Annotated in this window: 23 protein-coding genes and 1 tRNA gene; 14 read left to right on the forward strand and 10 right to left on the reverse strand. The window is 59.3% G+C overall.

All coding sequences use genetic code 11. From position 1 onward, the window contains the following. Positions 1–6 precede the first annotated feature (6 nt). The gene (locus tag SIC19_RS02120) at positions 7–1,992 is read right to left on the reverse strand and encodes an SDR family oxidoreductase (protein ID WP_075194576.1); all 1,986 of its coding nucleotides are present in this window, start codon (positions 1,990–1,992) and stop codon (positions 7–9) included. Between the two features lie 401 nt (positions 1,993–2,393). On the opposite strand from SIC19_RS02120, the gene SIC19_RS02125 reads away from it, so the two are divergent. Together SIC19_RS02125 and SIC19_RS02130 are read left to right on the forward strand one after the other, a co-directional pair. Next, complete coding sequence (locus SIC19_RS02125) at positions 2,394–2,693, forward strand: hypothetical protein (RefSeq protein WP_007151678.1); 300 nt, start codon at positions 2,394–2,396, stop codon at positions 2,691–2,693. A gap of 24 nt (positions 2,694–2,717) precedes the next feature. Further along, entirely contained in the window at positions 2,718–5,570 is a 2,853-nt protein-coding gene (locus SIC19_RS02130; protein ID WP_075194575.1) for an insulinase family protein, read from the forward strand. 7 nt (positions 5,571–5,577) lie between these two features. Here the strand turns inward: SIC19_RS02130 and SIC19_RS02135 are convergent, their stop codons facing one another. The 3 genes from SIC19_RS02135 to SIC19_RS02145 are packed head-to-tail and all read right to left on the reverse strand — an operon-like array spanning position 5,578 to position 7,337. Then, positions 5,578–6,216: a TIGR04282 family arsenosugar biosynthesis glycosyltransferase gene (locus tag SIC19_RS02135; protein WP_075194574.1), complete on the reverse strand. Its 639-nt coding sequence runs from the start codon at positions 6,214–6,216 to the stop codon at positions 5,578–5,580. Continuing rightward, complete coding sequence (locus tag SIC19_RS02140; RefSeq protein ID WP_228712231.1) at positions 6,200–6,943, reverse strand: TIGR04283 family arsenosugar biosynthesis glycosyltransferase; 744 nt, start codon at positions 6,941–6,943, stop codon at positions 6,200–6,202. Before SIC19_RS02140 ends, SIC19_RS02135 begins: the two co-directional genes overlap by 17 nt. Before the next feature lie 25 nt (positions 6,944–6,968). After that, positions 6,969–7,337: a DUF488 domain-containing protein gene (locus tag SIC19_RS02145; RefSeq protein ID WP_127400892.1), complete on the reverse strand. Its 369-nt coding sequence runs from the start codon at positions 7,335–7,337 to the stop codon at positions 6,969–6,971. Between the two features lie 87 nt (positions 7,338–7,424). Here SIC19_RS02145 and SIC19_RS02150 point away from each other — a divergent pair. After that, positions 7,425–7,501, forward strand: a tRNA-Arg gene (locus SIC19_RS02150). 22 nt (positions 7,502–7,523) lie between these two features. Here SIC19_RS02150 and merR read toward each other — a convergent pair. From merR to merT, 4 genes are all read right to left on the reverse strand, one after another. Further along, positions 7,524–7,958 carry an Hg(II)-responsive transcriptional regulator gene (gene merR / locus SIC19_RS02155; RefSeq protein ID WP_036206363.1) on the reverse strand — a complete coding sequence of 145 codons (435 nt, stop codon included), beginning with the start codon at positions 7,956–7,958 and terminating at the stop codon, positions 7,524–7,526. A 97-nt stretch (positions 7,959–8,055) separates the two neighbouring features. Beyond that, a complete protein-coding gene (merA, locus tag SIC19_RS02160; protein WP_127400890.1) occupies positions 8,056–9,459 on the reverse strand; it encodes a mercury(II) reductase in 1,404 nt (467 codons plus the stop codon). A gap of 5 nt (positions 9,460–9,464) precedes the next feature. Then, positions 9,465–9,761, reverse strand: coding sequence for a mercury resistance system periplasmic binding protein MerP (gene merP, locus SIC19_RS02165; protein ID WP_127400888.1), 297 nt, complete (start codon positions 9,759–9,761; stop codon positions 9,465–9,467). A gap of 13 nt (positions 9,762–9,774) precedes the next feature. Continuing rightward, a complete protein-coding gene (gene merT, locus SIC19_RS02170) occupies positions 9,775–10,137 on the reverse strand; it encodes a mercuric ion transporter MerT (protein ID WP_127400886.1) in 363 nt (120 codons plus the stop codon). A gap of 163 nt (positions 10,138–10,300) precedes the next feature. Here merT and SIC19_RS02175 point away from each other — a divergent pair, with 163 nt between their 5' ends. The 11 genes from SIC19_RS02175 (at position 10,301) to SIC19_RS02225 (ending at position 21,462) form a co-directional block, all read left to right on the forward strand. After that, positions 10,301–10,975 (forward strand): MerR family transcriptional regulator, encoded by a 675-nt coding sequence (locus SIC19_RS02175; protein WP_221886044.1) that lies wholly within the window; start codon positions 10,301–10,303, stop codon positions 10,973–10,975. Positions 10,976–11,202: 227 nt separating this feature from the next. Beyond that, positions 11,203–12,657 carry a cytochrome D1 domain-containing protein gene (locus SIC19_RS02180; RefSeq protein WP_185906433.1) on the forward strand — a complete coding sequence of 485 codons (1,455 nt, stop codon included), beginning with the start codon at positions 11,203–11,205 and terminating at the stop codon, positions 12,655–12,657. A gap of 73 nt (positions 12,658–12,730) precedes the next feature. Continuing rightward, complete coding sequence (locus tag SIC19_RS02185) at positions 12,731–13,315, forward strand: RNA polymerase sigma factor (protein ID WP_127400882.1); 585 nt, start codon at positions 12,731–12,733, stop codon at positions 13,313–13,315. Next, positions 13,308–14,123 (forward strand): anti-sigma factor family protein, encoded by an 816-nt coding sequence (locus tag SIC19_RS02190; RefSeq protein WP_127400880.1) that lies wholly within the window; start codon positions 13,308–13,310, stop codon positions 14,121–14,123. The genes SIC19_RS02185 and SIC19_RS02190 overlap by 8 nt, the downstream gene beginning before the upstream one ends. A gap of 125 nt (positions 14,124–14,248) precedes the next feature. Continuing rightward, positions 14,249–15,478 (forward strand): sulfite oxidase, encoded by a 1,230-nt coding sequence (locus tag SIC19_RS02195; protein WP_127400878.1) that lies wholly within the window; start codon positions 14,249–14,251, stop codon positions 15,476–15,478. A 66-nt stretch (positions 15,479–15,544) separates the two neighbouring features. Further along, positions 15,545–15,859: a c-type cytochrome gene (locus SIC19_RS02200; RefSeq protein ID WP_127400877.1), complete on the forward strand. Its 315-nt coding sequence runs from the start codon at positions 15,545–15,547 to the stop codon at positions 15,857–15,859. A 133-nt stretch (positions 15,860–15,992) separates the two neighbouring features. Next, on the forward strand, positions 15,993–16,643 hold the full coding sequence (locus SIC19_RS02205) for a cytochrome c biogenesis protein CcdA (RefSeq protein WP_127400876.1): 651 nt from the start codon (positions 15,993–15,995) through the stop codon (positions 16,641–16,643). A gap of 140 nt (positions 16,644–16,783) precedes the next feature. Next, positions 16,784–19,210 carry a heavy metal translocating P-type ATPase gene (locus tag SIC19_RS02210; RefSeq protein ID WP_127400875.1) on the forward strand — a complete coding sequence of 809 codons (2,427 nt, stop codon included), beginning with the start codon at positions 16,784–16,786 and terminating at the stop codon, positions 19,208–19,210. Positions 19,211–19,251: 41 nt separating this feature from the next. Further along, a complete protein-coding gene (locus SIC19_RS02215) occupies positions 19,252–19,569 on the forward strand; it encodes a heavy-metal-associated domain-containing protein (RefSeq protein ID WP_127400874.1) in 318 nt (105 codons plus the stop codon). Next, complete coding sequence (locus SIC19_RS02220) at positions 19,559–20,476, forward strand: hypothetical protein (protein ID WP_085681265.1); 918 nt, start codon at positions 19,559–19,561, stop codon at positions 20,474–20,476. The genes SIC19_RS02215 and SIC19_RS02220 overlap by 11 nt, the downstream gene beginning before the upstream one ends. Before the next feature lie 14 nt (positions 20,477–20,490). Then, complete coding sequence (locus SIC19_RS02225) at positions 20,491–21,462, forward strand: NHL repeat-containing protein (RefSeq protein WP_127400873.1); 972 nt, start codon at positions 20,491–20,493, stop codon at positions 21,460–21,462. Here the strand turns inward: SIC19_RS02225 and SIC19_RS02230 are convergent. After that, the gene (locus SIC19_RS02230; protein WP_228712230.1) at positions 21,459–22,298 is read right to left on the reverse strand and encodes an ABC transporter ATP-binding protein; all 840 of its coding nucleotides are present in this window, start codon (positions 22,296–22,298) and stop codon (positions 21,459–21,461) included. The two genes, SIC19_RS02225 and SIC19_RS02230, sit on opposite strands and share 4 nt — an antisense overlap. Before the next feature lie 14 nt (positions 22,299–22,312). Continuing rightward, positions 22,313–23,389 carry a FecCD family ABC transporter permease gene (locus SIC19_RS02235; protein WP_127400872.1) on the reverse strand — a complete coding sequence of 359 codons (1,077 nt, stop codon included), beginning with the start codon at positions 23,387–23,389 and terminating at the stop codon, positions 22,313–22,315. Position 23,390: the final 1 nt, after the last annotated feature.

Raw genomic sequence — 23,390 nt, forward strand, 5'->3', positions numbered from 1 at the left:
GCAATACTACCAGTAAATACCCCGCATGATCGCCGCAAAGGCCACCTGCTCGGAGGACACCTTCGGCTTCTCGCCGGAACGGCTGCCGGCAGCGGCCGGAGAGTCCGGGAACATGCGGTAACCCGTGTTCATCACGATCTCGCCCATCTTCGGCGCCAGCGCCTGCATGACCTGGGCAAAAATGCCCAGACGCGTGGCGATGCGCTTGGGACGGTACACGATGGCGTCTGCCACCATTTCCGCCGCTTCGTCCGGTGTCAGCGTGGGCACCGAGTCGTAGATTTTGGTGGGCGCGATCATCGGCGTTTTCACCAACGGCATGTTGATGGTGGTGAAGGTCACGTTGCGATCCGACCACTCCGCCGCCGCACAACGGCTGAAGGTATCCAGCGCTGACTTGGACGCGACATAGGCCGAGAAACGGGGCGCGTTGGTCAACACACCGATGGATGAGATATTGACCACGTGCCCGCGACGACGCTCCAACATAGCCGGAGCAAAACCCATGATCAGGCGAACGGAGCCGAAGTAGTTCAGCTGCATGGTACGCTCGAAATCGTGGAAACGGTCGAACGAGAGCGCCAGTGAGCGACGGATGGAACGGCCTGCGTTATTGACCAATACGTCCACATGGCCGTGATTGTCCAGCACCGTTTTCACGAACCGGTCGCAGTCATCCATGTCGGCAAAGTCACATTGGTAGGCATGAACGTTGCCGCCTCGGGCTTCCAGTTCAGCAGCCACCTCCATCAGGCGTTCTTTCTTGCGCGCGCCAATCACCAGGATAGCGCCGGCATCCGCCAGTTTTTCGGCTGTCGCCAGACCGATACCGGAGGTACCACCGGTGATCACACAGACCTTTCCTTCCACGGTGCCACGTAGGGTGCGGTCCTTGAACAGGTCAGGGTCCAGGTTACGCTCCCAGAAGTCCCACAGAACCGCTGCATAGCTTTCCAGGCGCGGCACGACGATACCGGTGTCCTTGAGGACTCTCTCTGTCTCACGGGCGTCAAACCGTGTGGGATAATTGATAAACGACAACACCGAAGGCGGAATGCCCATGTCGTCCAGCAATGCGGTAGTCAGACGCTTAACGGGCGGCAGATTCTTCAGGCTCTGGCGGATAAACGGCGGCACAAACCCGAACATGCGCGAGTCGATCCGCATCGCCATACGGGGAGCATGACCGGCTTCGGAGAAAATATTGAGAATCTCGCCCACTTTGTACGGATCGGAATCCACCAGATGGAAGCAGTTACCGTCCTCCCCTTTCAGGTGCGCGATGTGGTCCATGGCGTTCACCACGAAATCCACCGGCACGATGTTCAGGCGCCCGCCCTCGATGCCGATCGTCGGCACCCACTGGGGCAGTGCGTGGCGGATTTTCTGGATCATCTTGAAGAAGTAATAGGGCCCGTCGACCTTGTCCATCTCACCGGTCTTTGAGTGACCAACCACCATACCAGGGCGGTAAATCCGGAACGGAACGGTGCAACTCTCGCGAACCACCTTTTCAGATTCGTGCTTGGTCAGCAGGTAGGGATGGTCGAGCTTTTCCGCCTCCTCGAACATATCCTCGCGGAAGGTGCCCTTGAACAGGCCAGCCGCCGCGATGGAGGAAACATGATGGAAGCAACCGGCTTCCATAGCGGCTGCCGCATTGACGGCACTGTGGGTGCCCTCGATGTTCGTGGCCTGCTGGGACTTTTCGTCCGCCCCCATGTCATACACCGCAGCAAGGTGGAAGAAATGATCAACGTTACCCTTGAGCGATTTCATCGTCTTGGCATCGATGCCCAGGTTCGGGCTGGTAAGGTCGCCGATCACTGCTTTCACCCTGGACTCATCCGCGCCCCAGCGCTCCCTCAACGTGTCCAGTTTTTCCTGTGATTGCTCGCGCACCAGAACATGCACTGTGCCACCGCGAGCCAGCAGTTTTTCAACGAGAAAACGGCCGATAAATCCGGTGCCACCCGTCAGAAAGTAATTCATTGATAGTCCACCCTGCTTGTTGCTCAGTTGTTGTCTTTTTCCTTTGTTGTCATCGAGAGTATTAGACCAAAGTCTTATACCGCCGATGCACGCCGGCATTGTACTTAATTGCAACACTCATGTATCGATTTTTTTTAGAGTATTTACTCTGTAAGTTCTTGTTTTAATTAGAGCGTTTACTCTAGTTCATGCATGCAATACACGCCGGAACCTGTTCGGTTAACCGACACGCTGAAATTGAGACTAGCACAAGGTGGGCAGGCTGCCCGCAAATCCTTACCATTACCGGAAGGAAATGAAACCTGACGGTGGCGGTGACATAATCGGAACCTTCAACGGCAGTTTCTGTCTCTATACTCTTTACACACTTTCTACATTTCCCGCACTTCGGAATCCGGAACATGCACAAAGACGATCCCAACGCTGAACGCTACATTGCCATTGCACGTGCCTGTCTGAAGGCCATCAACGACACAGCCGCCGACGCCGGCACCCGGGAACAGAAAATCCAGGCGGTGTATCAGGCCATTGATCACGCCTTTCAGGCCGAATTTGCGGATTATCGCCAGTCCGTTGCGGTGATGGGGACAGTTCTTGAGCGCATCGCCTCTGGCCAACTCGATGCCGATGCAGCCGCCAGCCTGGCGAAGAAAACCCTGGATCAACAACCGGAAAGTACCCGTAACGCCCTGATTCATTAACGTTTCAACGTAAAGAGAGACTGTATGCACCCTGGCATCCATGGATTTGCCCAAGGTTTCCTTGGCCTGAAGCAAGGATTTCTCCTGGCGCTGGTACTGGCCTTCAGTTCGGTTGCCCTGGCGAGCCAGTCGCCCGTAAAAAGCCCGAACGACGACAACCTGTACCGTTATGTGCAGTTGGACAACCAACTGCGGGTGCTTCTGATTTCCGCGCCGGGCTCCGACAAAGCCGCAGCATCCATGAACGTTGCCGTCGGCAGTGGCGATGACCCCGCCAACCGCGAAGGCCTCTCTCACTTCCTTGAACACATGTTGTTCCTGGGCACGGAAAAATACCCTGACCCTGGCGAGTACCAGAAGTTCATCAAAAGCCATGGTGGCAGTCACAACGCATTCACCGCATTCCAGGACACCAACTACTTCTTCGACGTACAGGCCGAGCATCTGAAGGAAGCCCTGGATCGCTTCGCCGAGCAATTTTCAGCGCCACTGTTCACGCCAGAACTGGTGGATCGCGAACGCCGCGCCGTGCACTCGGAGTACAGCTCGAAACAGAAAGACGACAGCCGTCGCTTCTACTCCGTTAAAAAGGCCGTCAGCAATCCCGACCACGCGTTCCATCAGTTTGCCGTCGGTAACCTGACTACCCTGGAAAACACCGAAGAGCGCCCCCTGCGCCCGGACCTGATCGACTTCTGGAAAGCCCATTACTCGTCCAACCTGATGACGCTTGCCGTCTACGGCCCGCAATCGCTGGATCAGCTCGAGGCCATGGTACGAGGCCGCTTCGACCGCATCGAAAACCGCAACCTGAACGCGAAGGTCCACGACGAGCCACTGTTCAGCCCAGGCACCCTACCCGCCCGCGTGCATGCGGATGCGCTGAAGGATATCCGCAACCTGACGCTCACCTTCCCCATCCCGTCTCAGGAAGACCACTACCGCGACAAGCCGGCCAACTACGTTGCCAGCCTGCTTGGCCACGAAGGCCCGGGCAGCCTGTTTGACGTGCTGAAGAAGGCTGGCCTGGTGGAAAGCCTGTCCGCAGGTAGCGGCATGGATACCGGCCAGGAAGCCACCCTGGAACTGAACATGGCGCTGACCCCGGAGGGCCTTGATAATCAGGAAACCATTCTGGAACTGACCTTTGCCTACATCGACAAGGTGCGCGAGGAAGGCATTTCCCGCTCTCGTTTCGAAGAAATGAAACAACTGGCACAGATCGATTTCCGTTTCCGTGAGAAGAGCCAGCCAGTGCAGGAAGTGATGCATCTGTCGCGACAGATGCGGCATGTGGCGCCAGAGGACGTACTCCAGGCGCCATGGATGATGGAAAGCTATGCACCCGATAAATACCGGAACATTCTGAACCGGCTTACTCCGGATAACGTGCTGGTGTCCGTCCTGGAAACAGAACCGAACCTTGAAGACCCCAACCTGACCCAGTGGTACGACGCCGCCTGGAAACTGAAGCCCCTCGCCATCCGGGACATTCGGCAACGGGACGACAACCCCATGGTGTCCAGGCTGGCCCTGCCGCTCGACAACCCTTTTATTCCCGAAGAACTCGACATGATCGACGGCGCAACCATGGAGCAGCCCGTTTCCATGGGGACCGTCAGTGGCATGGAGGTCTGGTACGCCCGGGACACCCGGTTCGAGACGCCGAAGGCCAATGTGTACCTAAGCCTGCGAACCCCGGCGACACGGGCATCCGCTCGCAGCAATGTGCTGTCGTCGCTGTTGGTGGATGCCATCAACACCAACGTGAACGCATGGGCCTATCCCGCCCAGCTGGCGGGACTCGACTACAGCATCTACCCCCACCTTCGGGGCATAACCGTCCGCGTCGGCGGTTACAGTGACAAACTCCACACCCTGATGGCCCGCATCCTGACCCAGGTAGCGGACCCCACACTCACCGAGCAACGCTTCCGCATTGCCCGGCAAAACATGATCGATGGACTGCTAAACAAGGCCAAGGAACGGCCTGTGCAGCAGACCTCTGAACGCATTCAGAGCCTGCTGATCGAGGGCGCCTGGAGTACAGAAGAGAAGCTTAAGGCCGCCCGGGAAGTCACGCTGGATGAACTCAAATCCTTCGCCGAGGCGTTCCTGGCCCAGGTCGACCCGGTGATGCTGGCACACGGCAATATGACACAAGCGTCCGCCCTTAACCTCACCAATCGTATCCATGCCATGGTGCTGGACGACAGTGAGCTGACAACGGTCGAGCGCAGCCGCGTTCGGGCCTTACCGGAAGGTGAAACCCTGTTACCGCTGGAGGTAGACCATCCGGACACCGGCTATACCCTCTATGTACAGGGCGATAACACCGGCTTTGAGGAACGCGCCGTATTCCGCCTGCTGGGGCAGATTATCAGCAGCCCGTTCTATGAAGAGCTCCGCACCAATCGCCAGCTTGGCTATATCGTTTACGCTACCCCGTTCGAAATGCTGGAAACCCCGGCGCTGGGCTTCGTGGTGCAATCCCCGGAAGCCAGTGGCGACCAGATCGACCAAGCGGTGCGGGAATTTTCCAAGGCTTTCAAGGACACGTTATCCAACCTCTCGGAGCAGGACCTGGCGCGAGAGAAACAGGCTGTCATCAGCCAACTGATGGAACAGGATCGGCAACTTGGTGAGATTTCGGAGCGTTACTGGCGTGAAATCGACCGCGGCGCGACCGACTTCAAATCAAGGGAGAAACTGGCCAAGGCGATACAACGCGTGAGCCGGGAAGCCCTGGTTAATACTTTGCAAAAGCAGGTCATTGACCGTAAACAGGCACTGCAGGTGTTCACTACAGCCGAGGCAAAAAACAACGCCAGCGCGGTTGAGCTGTTGCTGCAACGCAGCGCTGTTCCCGACGCCTGATCAGCTCTCAACCTGAGGACTGGCCCGTGAACCGGTGCCAGTCTTCGGGTTCATCCACGTCCCATCGTTGCGGAAGCAACCTGAATGACAAACCCGCTTGCGTAAGGCGGTCACAGGTTTGCGACAACGCCTTTTCCGTTCCCCAGGCCACGTCGGCCAGCATGCCCGGGAGGACCCGGCGAGCACCGATGAGTACATAGCCGCCGTCCTCCGACGGCCCCAGTACCACGTCCACCTCGTCCAGCGCAGCCACGGCTGTTCGCACGTAGTCCGCATCCACGGAGGGGCAATCACTGCCCACAATCATCGCCTTGCCAAAGCCACGCAACCCTGCGTCCAGTGCCTGTGACATGCGTTCCCCAAGGATGTCGCCCTCCTGTACAGCCTGAGCAACGCCGTGAACGTCAAGCCGTTCCAGTACAGGAGCAGCACCCGTGGGCGCATTCTCCAGCGCCCGGTCCCACAGGAACTGGACGGTATAACCACTGGCCACCAGATTATCGAGCACGGCCAGACTGAGCCTGACGTGTGCCGCCATAGCGCCCTCGGCGCCCAGTGCCGGCATCAGACGGGTTTTCACCCTGCCCGCCTCCGGCCACTTGGAAAACTGCATAACCAGCACTGAAGCATCAGGATTGACGGGCATTACGAACATCCGACCGGTAGAGGGTAACAAGGGTTTCCGGCGAGTCGCCGCGCCAATAGCGCCAGCGCAATCGCCACATCAGCAGGATGGTACGCCAGGCACCTTGCTGTTCCCAGCGCCGGCTATCCGTGACCACGGGATCGGTAATACGGAAAGGTCGTGACACCAGTCTCAGACGAGACGATAGTTCCACATCCTCCATCAACGGCATCTCTTCAAAGCCACGCAAGGCCTCGAACACCGGCCGACGCACGAACAGAGCCTGGTCGCCAGTGGCGATACCCGTCAGCCAGGAGCGTTGATTCATGAACCAGGCGATCACCCGGTACAGCACTCTCTTGCCGCTGAGACGCACATCAAACCGCCCCCATGCCTTACGGCTGGCATTAAATTGCTCCAGTGCCGCCAGCGTAGAATCCGGTAAACGGGTATCAGCGTGCAGGAACAGAAGGACATCGCCACGGGCTGCTTGTGCGCCGGCGTTCATTTGCGGCGCCCTTCCACGGCCACACTGGATGACACGGTCACAATGACCCTGCGCCAGCCTGGCTGTTCCATCATCACTGCCACCGTCCACCACAATGACTTCATGGCCCGCCGCTCTGAGCGGCTGCAGATGATCCAGGGTGTCGCGAATGGTGGCGGCTTCCTGCCAAACAGGCACAATAACGCTTAAACGCAACGGCTGGGGCGGTGTCTTGGAAGTGTGCTGTGCTGCTGTCTTCAATGCGCCTGGTATCCCCTGTGCCCGATCAAACCGGTAGCTCGCTCGCCTCAATAAACTGTTTCAACGCTACCGCATTATTATGATCTGTATCTTTGGCTGCAAATACCAGCGTGATTCGTTCGTGCTTATCAACGTAGGATGCCAGAGTGCGCAGGTCCGCACGATCGGACGATGCCAGTTCCTGCAGGTACTTTTCACGAAACCCGTCCCATCGGGCCGGGTCATGGCCAAACCACTTACGCAATTCAGTGGATGGGGCCAAATCCTTCAACCACTCGGCCAGACTGCCCTTTTCCTTGGCAACGCCTCTCGGCCAAACCCGGTCAACCAACAGCCTCGGACCATCAGAACCGGCCGGTTCATCATAGGCACGCTTCAACCGAATTTCTGTCATAGCGATCTCCTTCTATTCCGGAAGTATTCCCGCAAGCCCTTGAGACACATCACTCAGCCCGCTATCATACCCGCCTTCTGACGATCAGCCCCCGTAGCTCATCTGGATAGAGCGTCCCCCTCCTAAGGGGAAGGTAGCAGGTTCGAGTCCTGCCGGGGGTACCATGCCAGCAATAAAATCATATGGTTAGAGATCTGCCTCTGGGACTTTGCTGATTCCGGTGTGCAATGACGCAATGAGAGGGCACGCGATGTCCCCTTTTTGCTCATGACATCGAGCGACCATATCGCTCAGAACACTCTCAATCCTCACCAGCTTTTTGATCTTTCCACGCACAGACTGCAGTTTGTGCTCGGCCAGGACACTGGCCTCCTGGCAGTGTGCACCATCTTCCAGCCGAAGCAGGTCGATAATCTCATCGAGACTGAAGCCCAGGTTCTGCGCCGATTTCACGAACGTCAATCGATCGATATCGGCAGAACCATAGCGTCTGATCCCACCGGGAGGACGCTGGGGTTCCGACAACAGGCCCCGCCGCTGGTAATAGCGAATGGTCTCGACATGGACACCGGCCGCCTTGGCCAGCCCACCGATGGTCAGTGGATTTACTTTATTCACCATGCGGGCTTACTCCGTAGTTGACTACGGCATCAGTTTACGTCATCAAACAAGGTCACTAATAGAGCATTTGCCCATGCTATCCAAGAGTTGCCTTGCCTTATCCCGCGCAGCAGGATAGTTGCTTGACATCCTTGGTAAACGTTTGAGCGCACAGCTTCAAACCTTCTACCATCGTCAGGTACGGGAACAGCTCATCGGCAATCTCGTTGACGGTCATGCGCGCACGAAGCGCCATCACCGCGGTCTGGATCAGTTCGCCGGCCTCACCCGCCACGGACTGCACACCCAGTAACCGCCCGCTTTCACGTTCCGCGACCATTTTGATGAAGCCCCCGGTATCAAAGTTGACCAGTGCCCTTGGCACGTTGTCGAGGGTCAGGGTGCGGTTGTCAGTGACGAAGCCTCTTGCCTCAGCGTCGGCTTCAGACAAACCGACGGTCGCAATCTGCGGATCGGTAAAGACCACTTCGGGCATGGCGCTGAGATCGAGCCGTGCATCACCACCGGTCATATTGACTGCTGCCCGACTGCCGCCCGCGGCCGCCACATAGACAAACTGCGGCTGGTCGGTGCAGTCCCCAGCAGCATAGATGTCGGGCACGGTGGTACGCAGACAGTCATCGACTAAAATCGCCCTGCGGGCAGTCTCGACGCCGATAGCCTCCAGGTTCAGCCTGTCTGTGTTCGGTGTACGTCCCACGGCCACCAGCAGTTGATCGGCCAGCAGTTCCCCAGCATTCGTGTCGAGCACGAACTCCTCGTTGGTATAACGGATCTGGCTCGCCTGTGTGTCATTCAGAACCTTGATACCCTCGGCTTTGAACGCGGTTTCGATGGCCTCGCCCACGGCCGGGTCCTCCCGGGAAAACAGCCGGCTGCGCGCCAGAATGGTCACTTCGCTGCCCAGCCGGGAAAACGCCTGCGCCAATTCCACCGCCACGACGGACGCCCCGATGACTACCAGTCGGTCCGGAATGGTGTTGCTGTCCAGTGCCGTGATGGACGTCCAGTACGGCGTATCGGACAGGCCCGGAACCGGGGGAATGGTAGGCCCCGCACCGGTACCAATGAACGCTCTGTCAAAGCGTACCTCGCGTTCCGTGCCGTCGGTTCCAGTCACTGTCAGCGTATTGGCGTCGGTAAAACGGGCCTCACCCTGCAGGACAGTGATCGCCGGATTGTCTTCGAGAATCCCCTCATATTTCGCGTGACGAAGCTCATCGACCCGGGCCTGTTGCTGGGCCAGTAACCGGGGCCGGTGAATAGAAGGCTCGACCGCGGCAATGCCCTCGTCGAACGGACTGGCGCGACGCATGTGGGCCACGTGAGCGGCGCGGATCATGATCTTCGAGGGCACGCAGCCGACATTGACGCAAGTGCCACCGATGGTGCCACGCTCGATCAGCGTGACCCGGGCTCCGCGTTCCGCCGACTTCAAGGCGGCGGCCATGGCAGCGCCGCCACTGCCAATCACGGCAATGTGCAGATCGTTATCACTCATAAACACTACTCCTGTTTCGCCCCGGACTGTTTCAGTGTGGACGGGTAGCCCGCGTTGGTCGTGGCTTGAGTTATTGCGTCGACAGAGGTTTTGTCATCGTCGAAAGTAACCGTCGCATCACGCTCCTCATAACGGACCTGCACAGAACTCACCCCATCGACCCTCTTGAGAGCGGCTTTGACGGTGATCGGGCAAGCCGAACAAGTCATTCCGGGAACCGACAAGGTCACCGTCTTTTGCGACGCCAAGGCAGGCATGCTGAACAGCGTGAACAGTACGGCAGTGATCAGGGACTTTTTCATGATGTATGGCCTCTCAGTAAAATAGCGGTAAGACGAAAGGGAATGCCAACGCGATCAGTACGAGCAACGCGACGATCCAGAAGGTGATCTTGTAAGCGGAGCGCACTTGCGGTACTGCGCAGACCTCGCCCGGCTCGCAATCCTGTGCAGGCCGGTATATCCGACGCCAGGCAAAGACCATCGCCACCAGAGCAGCACCAATGAACCACGGCCGGTAAGGCTCCAGAGCGGCCAGGTTGCCGATCCAGGCACCGGAAACACCAAGGGCGATCAGGACCAGGGGGCCAAGACAGCAGGCCGATGCGAGCACTGCTGCGACCCCGCCTGCGACTAAAGACCCGCGACCGGTTCTGGACTCTGATTTCAACTCTGACATTACGACGGTTCCTTTCATGACTTTGCTGGCTATCTTCAAAATACTTCCGTAGTCGGCTACGGAGTCAAGCCCTGCACTCCTATGGAATGTTCAGCACTCTTGACCCCGTACCGTGGTACGGGCACTAATGTGAGCTGAGAATTCGCGAGGTGAGGATGCCGTCATGACTGACATGACCATTGGCAAAGTGGCTAACGTGGTGGGTGTCGGTGTCGAGACAGTTCGTTTTTACGAGCGACGCAAGCTCATCAAACAGCCGCCACGCCCCAGAGAGGGTGGTTACCGTATCTACTCGGACACCACGGTAAAGCGATTGCATTTTATTCGTCGAGCGCAAGAGCTGGGCTTCTCACTGCGTGAGATCGCTGAGCTGCTCGCGCTGCGTGATGCCGAAAGCAACCAGGCAGACGCAAGTGATGTACGCCAGCGGGCGATGGCAAAGCTGCACGACGTAGACCAGAAAATTGACCAGTTACGGCGAATCCGCCAGGGGCTGGCGGCACTTGTGGACTGTTGTCCCGGACAGGGGCCGTTGCAGTGTTGTTCCATATTTGACGCCCTGGAGCAGAATGCGGGGCCTACAGGCGGGCCGATCATAAGTGAGGAGACAGACATGCAGACAATCAGGCTTTCAATCGGCGGCATGCACTGCGGTGGGTGCGAGGAAATTGTTCGTCATGTTCTCGAACAGCAAACCGGCGTCAAGGGGTGTTCCGTCTCCCATGAAAGCGGTGAAGCCCGGGTGGCAGTTGACGAATCAAGGATTTCGGACGAACAACTTGCGGAGGCTGTGCGTGGTGCGGGGTACTCCGCAAACATCATGAACACGACAGAATAACCCCTTGGAATTCTCGGCGGCCTTGCCTCTGGCCGCCGGCCTCGGGTTACTGGCCTTCGTTGAGCCTTGGTCTGCGGGTAGGGGCCGGGCCGAAAGTTTCGGGAATAAATCCCGGCCCGGTGACGCCTTTGGCTTCAGAGATCGTTTTCGACCGGTGCTTTGTTGGCAAGAGGTCTTGCCAGCACATGAGTCCGGCCGAACTTCTTTTAGCCTTTGGAGTTTGTAATATGCGTCCACCGATCCCCCATGCCATCACATCATTCGTCGCCGCAACCCTGCTCAGTGTCAGTGTGCCCGTGAGCGCGGCGGAAAACACCCGCTTTGAGCGCGGCAGCGAGGTGTACAACCAGCAGTGCGCTGCCTGCCATCAGGCTCAGGGTCAAGGCATACCGGGGTCGTTTCCCCCGCAAAAAAACCACACCGCTCAAATGTACAATGCCACTGACGGTATCGGTGGCCGCCGCTATCTGGGGCATGTGCTGCAGTACGGCCTGACCGGCCCCATCAAAGTCGACGGCACAAGCTACAACGGCAACATGCCGGCCTGGGGCGGTGCGCTCACTAGCCAGCAAATGGCGGATGTGCTGAATTACGTGCTGACGGCGTTCGGCAATGAAAAGCGGATTGCTGGTGAGTTTCAGCCCTACACTCCTGAAGACATCGAAGCGATTGCGGGTAAGGACCTGTCCGGCAAGGATGTTTACCAGCTGCGGCAGACCCTGCTGGGCCAATCGCCTGAGCAGTCGCGGAACAAAGCCACTCCCGTGCGGTCGGCGCCCGAACTAAGCCTGGAAAAGTCCATTCGCGACCCTCTGTATGTGGCGGTCCAGAACAGCGGCATCGTGAAAGTCCTACCCTCAAAACAGGCCTGGCCCGGCGTCGCGGGCGCTCACTACGATGCCCTGAGTCCTGATGGTTCCCGGCTGATGGTGTCCGGCTTCAAAACCGGCAATGTCTACGTTTTGAATACCGCCAGCGGTGAGGTGATGGCCAGCGTGCCGATCGGTGAGGTGGCCCAGGGCGTAAAAATCTCACCGGATGGCCGTTACGGCCTCGCCGTGGCGCCGACCCAGGGCGACGTTGCGGTGATCGATATGAATACCCTTGAACTGGTCAGGAAAATTCCAGTGGGCAAGGTACCCCACAACCTCGTTTACAGCGCCGACGGCACACTCGCCTACGTCACGCTGCAGGGCGAAGGCGCGCTGGCGGTAGTGGATATGCGGGCTCTGGAAAAACAGCGTCAGATCCCCACTCCGGGTCTCAAGACGCCTCACAACATTGACATCAGCGCCAACGGTCAACGGCTATGGCTGCGCGACTTTACCGGCAACGTGGGGGTACTGGACCTGGCTAGCGAAACCATGCTGAAAACTTTTAAAGTGGGTAGTGGCCATGGCGGCATCGACGTGGTGCCTGGCGAGCAATACGTCGCAACCGGTGCGATTTCTGCGTCCGTGGTCACTATAATCGACTCCGAGAGCCTTAAAATTGTCAAAAATGTCGACGTGGGCGTTGGCCCCCACGGCGTTCGGGCAAGCCGCGATGGCCAGTTCATTTACGCGTCGGTCACGGCGGATAACCACATTGCCGTTATTGATACCCAGTCCCTCGAGGTGGTCCGCCGGGAGCCAGTTGGAGGCCAGTTCCCCTTCTGGCTCGCAGTACCGGGCAATCCATAAAAAAGTCGGGAATAAAAGGCGATCCGGTGACGCCCTCCAGTAAAGTAACCATAAATAGGTAGCGGGCAGCCCCATGCGCAGCACTGGAAGCAGGCAGCAATTCGACACCCTGGTACGGCCCTGGCGCTACCGCCTGTACGGTGTTGCGCAACGCCAGGCCCCCTCACAGGAAATGGCGGAGGACTGGACCCAGGAGACCTTGCTCCGGGCCTGGCGGGACTTTGACCAACTGGACGATCACGTGGCGGCCTACGCCTGGCTGCTAAGGATTCTCAACCGGGTGGTCGCCGATGACTATCGGCGGGATGGGCGCCGGCAGCAACTGGCTCCGGTGCTGACCACCGGTGACGCGGTGTTGAATGGGTATCCCTGCAGTGCCCCAGGCCCCTTCGATCAGGTCCTGAAAAACCAGAGCGATGCGCAGGTCATGGCTGCGGTTCACGCCCTGCCGGACAGCTTTCGGCAGGTCATTCTGTTGCGGGACTTTGAGGAGCTGAGCTATCAGGACATCGCACAAATTTTGGATCTGGCACCGGGGACGGTCATGAGTCGCCTGTCACGCGCGCGGCGCCTGCTCGCTAAGCGACTGATCAAGGCAAACCCGAGCGCCTTGGCTACCAGCCACACAAAATACACATCGGTGAATCCTCATGAGTGATCTCAAAAACACAAACACCCACGAATGGTCCGACCTGCACGCCGAAATCCAGGATTGGCTGGCGGGCTATGCGGATGGTGAGTTGGATGAGCATCACACCGCCCTGGTCGAGGCCCATCTTGCTGGATGCAAGACCTGCCAACACGATGTCGAACGTCAGCGGATTCTTTCCGAACGACTGCAGATGATACCCACTCCGGGACTGTCCGCCGATTTTGACGGGCGGCTCGATATCGCCCTTGCGAACGCCCCCGCTGGTGGCAAGCGCCCATCCGGTCGTCGCCGCATGACGAATCTGAAACGCTGGCTGAGCAGCCTTCGCCCGTCGGTTGTAATTGGCAGTGGCGGTTGGGCCGTTGCCCTGGTACTGGCAGCGGTACTGCTGATGCCCAGCGTGACGCCGGATAATATCAACAGGATTCCCATGGTCAGTGACGTGCTGAACGATTATCAGCGTGTCGCCCTTGAGGAGCTGCCTACCCAGGCCGGCAACTCGGAAGTGTCTCCGCCATTGCCGTGGGCAAACAGCCGGGTGCTGGCAACCTGGATGACCCGAGTGGGGGGCGAGCCTGCCCAGGCGTACGCCATACGCCAGGGCAACAGCCTAGTCATCCAGTATCGTATCTCGGAGCGCGTGTTCTTCCGGAATCCGGATGTGCGACAGGCGGTGGCCCGAGCCGGCGACTTTCGTACCCGGGCCGATCAGTTGGAGGTGCTCGGGCTACCCATGGAGGACTCGGGATTGCTGGTGGTTGCGCCAGCCGGGAATATGCCGGCGGTGAGCGAATCCACGACGGGGGCCTCCTGACACGCTGTCAACGGCGATTATTTGACCATGAAATACACTGAATCAAAATCAGGTTTGTCACGAATTCACGGCACCGATGACCACCGTCGGCAAGTGTTCTGAACAAACATCAACGAGGGAAAACCATGTCTGTTTTCGATGCGTCTTCAACGTCCCGCCGTGCACCCGAAAGTTCTTTACCGATAAGTCGCCGGCGCCTGCTGCTGGGCTCTGCCGGCGCCATGGCCTCCGTCAGTCTGCTGGGGCTAAGCCCCCTTGCCAGGTCGGAGGAACCCAAAACGCTGCCCGATTACGTGCGCTGGAAAAACGCCAATGACGTGATCGTGCACAGCGCCAACACCATCGAAACCGAGCGCGGCGCCATTGGCAGTGGTGTGGTGACGAACAGTGACAAACTGTATGTCCGTAACAACCTGCCAGCCCCCAATGCTGATATTGTGGCGGACCGGAACGCTTGGAAAATCACGTTGGAAGGCGTCAATTCGCCCCAGACCCTGACCCTGGGTGAGCTGAAAAAAATGGGTGTTGAGACGGTAACCACCGTTCTGCAATGCTCGGGCAACGGGCGAGCCTACTTTGAGCACGGCCCGGGCGGTACCCAATGGGGCACCGGCGCGGCAGGCTGCCTGGTGTGGACCGGCGTACCGCTGCGTGACGTTGTGGCCCGGCTCGGCGGAGTAAAGCCGGACATGAACTACATCACCAGCACCGGCGGCGAGACCCTGCCTGCAGGGTTGGACCCGAAAACCATTATGGTGGAGCGCTCCGTTCCGGTGAGGGCGCTGGATCAGGCGCTGCTGGCCTGGCAAATGAATGATGAGCCCGTGCCGCTGGCTCATGGCGGCCCACTGCGCATGGTCTTTCCGGGTTATTTCGGGGTCAATAACGTGAAATACGTGGACCGAGTCGCGTTTACCGAGGGGCAGTCAGACGCCAAGATCCAGGCCTCAGGCTACCGCATTCGTCCCATTGGCGAAAAAGGCGCGCCCGGTCAGCCGTCGATGTGGGAGATGCCGGTCAAATCCTGGGTCACCGCCCCGCTGACAACGGCCAGCAAGGGCAGGAATCTGATTTACGGCGTCGCATTCGGCGGCATCAATGCCGTTAACCAGGTGGAGGTGTCGGCCGACGGTGGCGAGACCTGGAAGAGTGCCCGTTTCCTGGGTCCGGACATGGGGCGCTACGCCTGGCGGCCGTTTGTGGTGGCGATGGATCTGAGCGCCGGCGACCATCGGATCGTTAGCCGCGCGACGGACACCGAGGGCAACACCCAGCCGCCCACCCGCACCGAGAATGAGCGCGGTTACGGCAACGCCAGTTGGAAAGACCATGGCGTGACCGTCACCGTTTCCTGAGTGTATTAACCCTGTGGTGGTCCGTTGGTCGGGCCGCCTGTTCCCTTGACTGAATCAGGATTTTCCATGTTATTACGCACACTGTTGTTGACGATCTTTGCCCTCGCCACTGGCCCTGTATTGGCGGATGAGCAGCTCGAACTGGGTAAGAAAGTGTTCCTGGAGCAGGCACAACCATCCTGCACGGTTTGCCATACGCTGAACGATGCCGGTTCCGCCGGTGAGATCGGCCCCAATCTTGACCAGCTCAAGCCCTCGGCGGAGCAGGTCAGCAACGCGGTGAAGAGTGGTGTTGGCATCATGCCGGCCTTCGGTGACTCACTGTCAGAGCGGCAGATCAGTGCCGTGGCGAAGTACATTGAATCGGTCACCCGAAAATAGTCCTCCCGCATGCCGGATGACTCACCGCTATGGGTCAGGGTTCATTCTGTGCCACTCAGCTGAGAACCCTTGACCCTGTATCGGGGTACGGGTGTTAATCTGTGGCTTAATTCACGGACGACAGAGTAGTTCCTTGGAATTTTCAGTTGCTTTGCCTCTGGCCGCCGGCCTCGGGCTACTGGCCTTTATTGAGCCCTGCTCCGTAGGCAGTCACTTATTGTTCATCCGTTACCTCAAGGGGTTATCACAGCGGATGAAGATTGCCCACACACTGCTTTTTGCCCTGACGCGGGCCTCTTTGATGGCCGTGCTTGGCGTGATTGCCGTCTTCGTTGGAACCGCCTTCACCGGGCTGCAGCAGGGCCTCTGGGCTGTGCTCGGGAGTCTTTATGTGGTGGTTGGGCTGCTTTACCTGAGTGGTGGCACCTCGTGGTTTATTGCGCTGGTGAACCGGTTTCTGCCACGCATTACCCGCATCCCTGGGGGGCCCGCATTAGGCGTGGTGTTTGGCTTGAACGTGCCGGCCTGCGCGGCCCCCTTGCTTGCGGTGCTGCTCGGCGACGCCGCTACCCGGGGTGCAACGGATGGCGCTGTTATCTTCGGCGCTTCGACCCTGATGGTGTTTGGACTGGCGTTTTCAGCCCCACTGCTATTCATTGTTTTTACCGCCCGCGGCCGTCGCTGGCTTGAACACCTCACGCGGCTCGCGGGACGCATGCCACGATGGACCGGTGCCATAATGGTCGTGCTGGGCCTCTGGACCTTTTGGCTGGCGCTGGCTTAGGCCTTAAGACCAAGTACATCCTCCCTGTTTTGACAGCTTTCCCTGTTTGACCTGTTTGATATTCCTCAATCACTTGACTCCGTATCTTGGTACGGGGCCTACCCTTGAAACATGACCTCATTTCATCAAGGGGACGCATCATGAACACGGCAGTGACAACCGCTGACGACGATACCCAGCCCTGGAGTCTGGAATCCACGGCGGACCCCGACATTCAACGGGTCAAGGCCCATATCGGTGGACTGCACTGCTCGCTGTGTACCGGCACGATTGAAAGCGCGCTGGGCAAGAAATCCGGCGTGCGTCGGGTTGCGGTGAGTCTGACTCACGAGCAGGCGCTGGTGGAGTTCGACTCTCGGGAGAACAGCGCCGAGGTTCTGATGGGTACCTTGCAGCAGATCGGCTACACCCTGAGCGACCCGCGCAAGGTGGAACCGTTCGAACGCCAGGAGCAAGCGCTGGCGATTGAACGCAATCGGTTTGTCGTCGCCCTGGCCATGAGCCTGGCAGCGGTCGGACTGATCGTGGATTTTACCTCGGCCTGGACCTTCGGGCTTTCCGCGCTGGTGTACGTCAGCCTGGTTCTGTTCGGCTTCGCGGTGCTGCGCGGCCAGGGTAGGTCAGCCGCGCTCACGGGCACGGCCTTGTTGGCGGCTGGCGGACTGGCCTTCCTTGCGCTACGCACCGCCGGCGTTTTGGGCGGCCATGAGCCATTGGCCGTCGGTGCGCTGGCACTGGGTATGGTGTTTGGCGTGGCACGGCAAATGTTGAACATGGCCTTTCAGGCGTTACGCCGTGGCATCCTCAACCAGCACGTACTGGTGGAAATCGGTGCCTTCGCAGGGCTGACCGGGGGCGCCATCGGCCTGATCGTATCGCCCGAAGGTTATCCCACGGCGGCGTTTTTCGCCGTCTCCGTCATGGTACTGACCTATCATCTGTTCTCCGAATGGCTGTCGCTGATCGTCAAGACCCGCAGCTCGCAATCGGTCAAGCGGTTGCTGGACCTGCAGCCGGAGACGGCGCGCGTCGTCACCGAGGACGGTGAGCGTGACATGCTCGCAGACCAGGTTGAGGTTGGTATGCGGGTACGTATTAGGCCCGGAGAACGCATTCCCCTGGACGGCGAGGTGGTTGAAGGCGGTTCGGCCGTGGACGAGTCCCTGATCACGGGCGAGCCGCTACCGGTGGAGAAAACCACTGGCGATACCGTCGTGGGCGGCGCCATCAACGGCTCCGGCACCCTTCTTCTGCAGGTAACGGCCATCGGCAGCGAAAGCTTTCTCCAGCAAGTGATCAGCAGCATTGAGGATGCGCGTGCACTCAAGCCGGGATTGCTGCACCTGGTGGATCGCGTGCTGCGGATCTATACGCCGGCCGTGCTGATCATATCGGCGCTCGCCTTTGGCTTCTGGTCGGTCGGCCCTGTACTGATTGGCGGCGAGCCGGCCCTCGAACGAGCCGTTTTTGCCGCCCTGACAGTGCTGGTCATGGGTTATCCCTGCGCCGTGGGCATCTCAGCACCCCTATCCATCGTACGTGGCGCAGGAGAAGCTGCGGACAAGGGCGTACTGATGCGCACCGGCGAGGCTTTTCAGGCCCTGCGCAAAGTGAACAAGGTGGTGTTCGACAAGACCGGCACTCTCACCGAGGGCCGTCCCGCTGTACGCTCTCTGTACAGTGTGGATGGCAACGACGATGCGCTGCTGGCGCTGGCTGCAGCCGTGGAGGCGGTCTCGGAGCACCCGCTGGGGCGGGCCGTCGTTGAAGCGGCACTTGAAAGAAATGTGGACTTCCCCGAGATCGCCGATTTTCAGGCCGAATCCGGTCGTGGTGTCACCGCGCAGGTGAATGGCAAGCAGGTACTGGTGGGCAGCCCGCGTTTTGCCGAAGCGGCTGGCGTGGAAATGACATCCGTTGCCGATGCAGTGGAAGCGGACGAGGCCCAGGGCCGTACGGTAATCGTGGTGGCCCGCGATGGCACTTTGTTGGGCACCATCGCACTCGGTGACGCTCTGCGACCCGATGCCGCCGGCACCATAGCCAGCTTGCAGTCGATGGGCATCCGCACCGCCCTGTTGACGGGCGATAACGAACGCACTGCCCGCCACATCGCGCAACAGGCCGGTATTGATGAGGTGCATGCTGGCGTGCTGCCTGAACAGAAAGCGGACCGGCTGCGAACCATGCAGCAAAGCCAGCGGGTCGCCATGGTCGGCGACGGCATCAATGACGCCCCCGCCCTGATGCAGGCGGATGTGGGTATTGCCATGGGTAGCGGCACGGACATCGCCATTGACGCCGCCGACATTATCATCCTCAACAGCCGGGTGGACGCCGTGGTGACGGCAATAGACATCAGCCGTTGGGGCTATCGCAAAATGCTCCAGAACGTCAGCCTGGCCTTTTTGTTCAACGGTATCGGCATTCCGCTGGCCAGTACGGGGCTGATTTACCCGGTCTGGGCGATGGTGGCCATGGCAGCCAGCGTGACAGCCATTTTCATTAATTCATTGTGGCAACGCCCGGCATTGTTTTTCGATACGGTCGCGAGCGTGAATAATTGACCAACTCGTTTGTAAGCTACCCCCTGAAAAGAGGATTCGTCATGTTTAAAAAATGGTTCCTGATGTTAGCGGCGTTGGTGTTCAGCGTTGCCGCGCTGGCCGCCGACAAAAGCTACGTATTGGGCGTGGACGGCCTGGCCTGCCCCTTCTGTGCCTATGGCATCGAGAAACGTCTGAATAAAGTCGATGGCGTCACCGATGTGCAGGTCGATGTGGGTGAGAGCCTGGTGCGTGTCACCCTTGAAGAGGGCAAGACGCTCTCGGAGGAGCGGGCGCGTCAGGCCGTTGATGAGGCCGGTTTCACGCTGCGCTCCTACTCAGAAACCGAAGGTGAAACAGGAGACAGCGATGCGAAATAACAACCAGTCAATAGGCTTGCCCCTGCTGGTCGGTGCCCTGGTACTGACCGGTGTGCCTTCGGCGCAAGCCGCACCCAACACCTTCAACACGGCTCTGCCCGTGCCGCAGGGTGAAACCATCTGGCGGGAGCAACTGGTCTTAAGAGAGCGTTCCGATGGTGGGCCCATGGATCGCGAGGTCTCGGTCCAGGCTCTGGGCAGCGTGTTGGGTTATGGCATTACTCCGAAACTCGCGGTGTTCGGCGTTGTCCCTTACTTTTTCAACAAGGCACTGGACGTCACCACGCCCATGGGCCGGATTGAGCGCGATACCGGCGGCATAGGCGACGTCTCGCTGTTCGGGCGTTACACGGTTTACCAGGACGACTTCACCGGTGGCACCTTCCGAGTCGCGCCGATTTTCGGGCTCACTGCACCAACCGGGGACAGTGACGACCGCGATCGTTTCGGCGAACTGCCACGCCCATTGCAGGTTGGTGACGGAGCCTGGGATGGGTTTGGCGGCGTGGTGGCCACCTATCAGACTTTGCAGTACCAAATGGACGCGCAGTTACTATATCGCGAAAACGGGCGCCACGACGGTTTCGCCCACGGCGACGAGACCCGTCTCGACGCCTCAATGCAATACCGGATCTGGCCGCCTAGCCTTGAAGGCATTTCCGGCACACCAGGCTTTACCTATGCACTACTCGAATCCAGTTTCGTTCACCGCGAACGCAACGAGATTGGCAGTGGTACCGATGCCAATTCCGGCGGTACCCAATGGCTGCTGGCGCCGGGCGTGCAATACATCACCCGGCGTTGGGTCGTCGAGGGCACGGTACAACTGCCGGTGGCCGAAGATCCCAATGGTGATGCCATTCAGGACGATTACATTGTACGCGTTGGCTTTCGCCGCAATTTCTAGGGGTTGAGGGCATCATGAGAAACGTTGGTAAATGGCTCACCTACAGTACGCTCGGGCTGGTGGCAGCACTCACCCTGCTTGGCTGCGCGGGCGGAGCCATCAACTGGAACCAGGAACCGCCCTACTCGCTGACGCTTGCCTGGGGCGAAAAAGGCAGTGCCCCGGGGCAATTTAATGACCCCACTGGGATTGCGGTCACAGACACCGAAGTGTTCATCTCCGATGCCCGTAACGGACGCATCCAGGTTTTCGATCACCAGGGGCACTTCAAGCGTGAATTCGGTGCACCCGGCGACGGGATCGGTGAGCTCGGGCGACCCATGAACCTGACCATTCACAACGACAAACTTTACGTGCCGGAGTACATGAACGACCGGATTCAGGTGTTCAGCCTGACTGGCGAGCCGCTGAGGATCATTGGCAGCCCCGGCAAGGGGCCTGGCCAGTTTAACGCGCCCGCAGGTGTTGCAGTGGCCAATGACGGTGATCTGTTTGTGGCGGACTTTTACAATCACCGTGTGCAACATTTAAACGCGGATGGCTCATTCGTCAAACAGTGGGGAACAACCGGGAAGACTGGCAGGAGTGCCGGCGAGTTTACCTATCCCACCGACGTGGCGCTGGGAAAGGATGGGGCTCTCTACGTGGCCGATGGCTACGGAAATCGTGTCCAGGTTTTTGACGCCGGCGGCGATTTCCTGCACAAGTGGGGAGGGCCGTTTGCCCTGGGCCTTTACGGGCCTTTCAAGGGCTGGTTCACCACCGCGACGTCCATCGCGATTGGCCCCGAAGACAATGCCTTTGTGGCGGATTTCTATAATGATCGTATACAGAAGTTCGCGGCGGATGGGGGTTACCTCACCGCATTTGGCAGCGAGCCGGAGAACCCCGGCCACACGGCGATGGCGGTTGCCGTTGGCAATGATGGAGCGGTGTGGAGCGTGAATTTTACCGACAACCGGGTCGGGAGGTGGCAGCCGGATTAAGTGGTCTGATGCTCAGCCATCCCGTGGATCAGACCGTGATGGTTCGGTGTCCCGCTGTCCCGGAAAGACTCGGCAAATCCGGAACAGAATGGTCGGCCGTCCCGCCCCGTTGTGACGTGTGTATGCACCCGAAAGACCCGGTTGATCAGGGGCTCGGTAATAACCTCTCCGGGGCTGCCGATGGTTTCGAGCCGGCCGTCCGCCAGAACTGCAATCCGGTCGGCAAATTGTGCGGCCTGGTTCAGGTCATGCAATGACATCACCACCGTCAGCCCGTGTTCACGATTCAGCTTGGACAGCAATTCCAGTACTTCCAGCTGGTAGCCCCAGTCCAGAAACGTGGTGGGTTCGTCCAGCAGCAGAATGTCGGTTTCCTGGGCCAGGGCCATGGCGATCCATACCCGCTGCTGTTGCCCTCCGGACAGCGCTTCCACCGGCCGCTCCGCCAAATCCGAAACCCCCGTCATTGCCATGGCATCGAGGGTAGCGTTGTCGTCGGTGGTGAGGTTGCGCTGCCACCATTTGCGGTGTGGGAAACGCCCCAACGCCACCAGATCCTGAACCCGAATGCCATCGGGAACGATCGGTTTCTGGGGCAGCATGGCGAGCCTGAGGGCCAGTTTGCCCCGGTGCCATTGGTCAACCGGCTGGTCGTCCAGGTAGACCTGACCGGTCCGGGCCGGCAGCAGGCCCGCGAAGCTTTTCAGCAAGGTACTTTTACCAGAACCGTTGGGGCCCAGCAGGCAGGTAATCCCACCCTCGGGAATGGCCAGCGAGACGTTGTCCACGACCGGCTTGGAGCCATAGGCAAGAGAGAGCTGCTCGGTTCGTAGCATGGAGAATCCCGGCCTCAGGGTTGACGCGATAACAGATAAAGAAAGAACGGTACACCAATGACGGCGGAAACCACACCCACGGGCACTTCGTAGGGCGTAAACAGCGTCCGGCCGAGTAAATCCGCCAATACCGCCAGCACCGCTCCCAATAGTACACACAACACCAGTTGGACCGGAAGGTTGGCCCCCGCCAGCCGTCGGCTGATGTGTGGAATCAGCAAACCAATGAAGCCAACCGGCCCCACCACTCCCACGGCACTGGCCGCCAGCAAGGTGGCAATCAGCAGCGCAAAGGCGCGCCAGCGGTTCAGGCCCAGGCCCAGAGTGCGAACGTGTTGATCGTCAAGCTGCATGACTTCCAGGGGACGCACTAGCACGCCGACACCGACCAGACCAATAACCGTCCATGGCAGCAACGTGCGGAGGTGCTGCCATTCGGCGCCGTACAGTGAGCCAGCCAGCCACTGGGCCACCAGTTCAGTATGGGCGTGGCCCCAGAACGCCAGCGCACCGGTGGTCAGTGCATGCAACATACCGGCAATGACCGCACCGGTCAGCGTCATTTTGACCGGCGACAGCTGGCCATGCCGCATGCCCAGGAAGTACACCGCAAGCGCCGTTACCAGCCCGCCTGCCATGGCAAACAGGGGCAAATATTGAAGGGCAAACGACGTATTGTTGTAAGGATCGGCACTGGACACCAACCAGTCTCCGATAATAAAAGCGACGACCGCCACCAGGCTGGCGCCGGCGGAGATGCCGAGAATGCCGGCTTCTGCCAACGGATTGCGGCTAAGCAACTGTAACAGCCACCCTGACAGGGCAAAGTGAATACCAATGAGGGCGCCGGTCAGCGTGCGGGGCAACCGTAATTCGAAGACCACTCGCTGCACGTGTTGAGTGCTGTCACCGGTCAGCCCGGCCCACACCTGGGACCACGTCAGGTCCACCGCCCCCAGTTGGACGCCCGCGACGATGACAACAACCAGGCTGAGCCCGCCAGCCAGAAGCAGCCGGGCAACGGGGCCGGCGCCTGGAATCTGCATTCCACGGCGGTCTGCCCGAGGCGTTGTCGTAGCCGGATGGTTCACG

This window comes from Marinobacter sp. MIT930201, from assembly GCF_047122665.1.
In the GTDB taxonomy this organism is placed as follows: Bacteria; Pseudomonadota; Gammaproteobacteria; order Pseudomonadales; family Oleiphilaceae; genus Marinobacter; species Marinobacter salarius.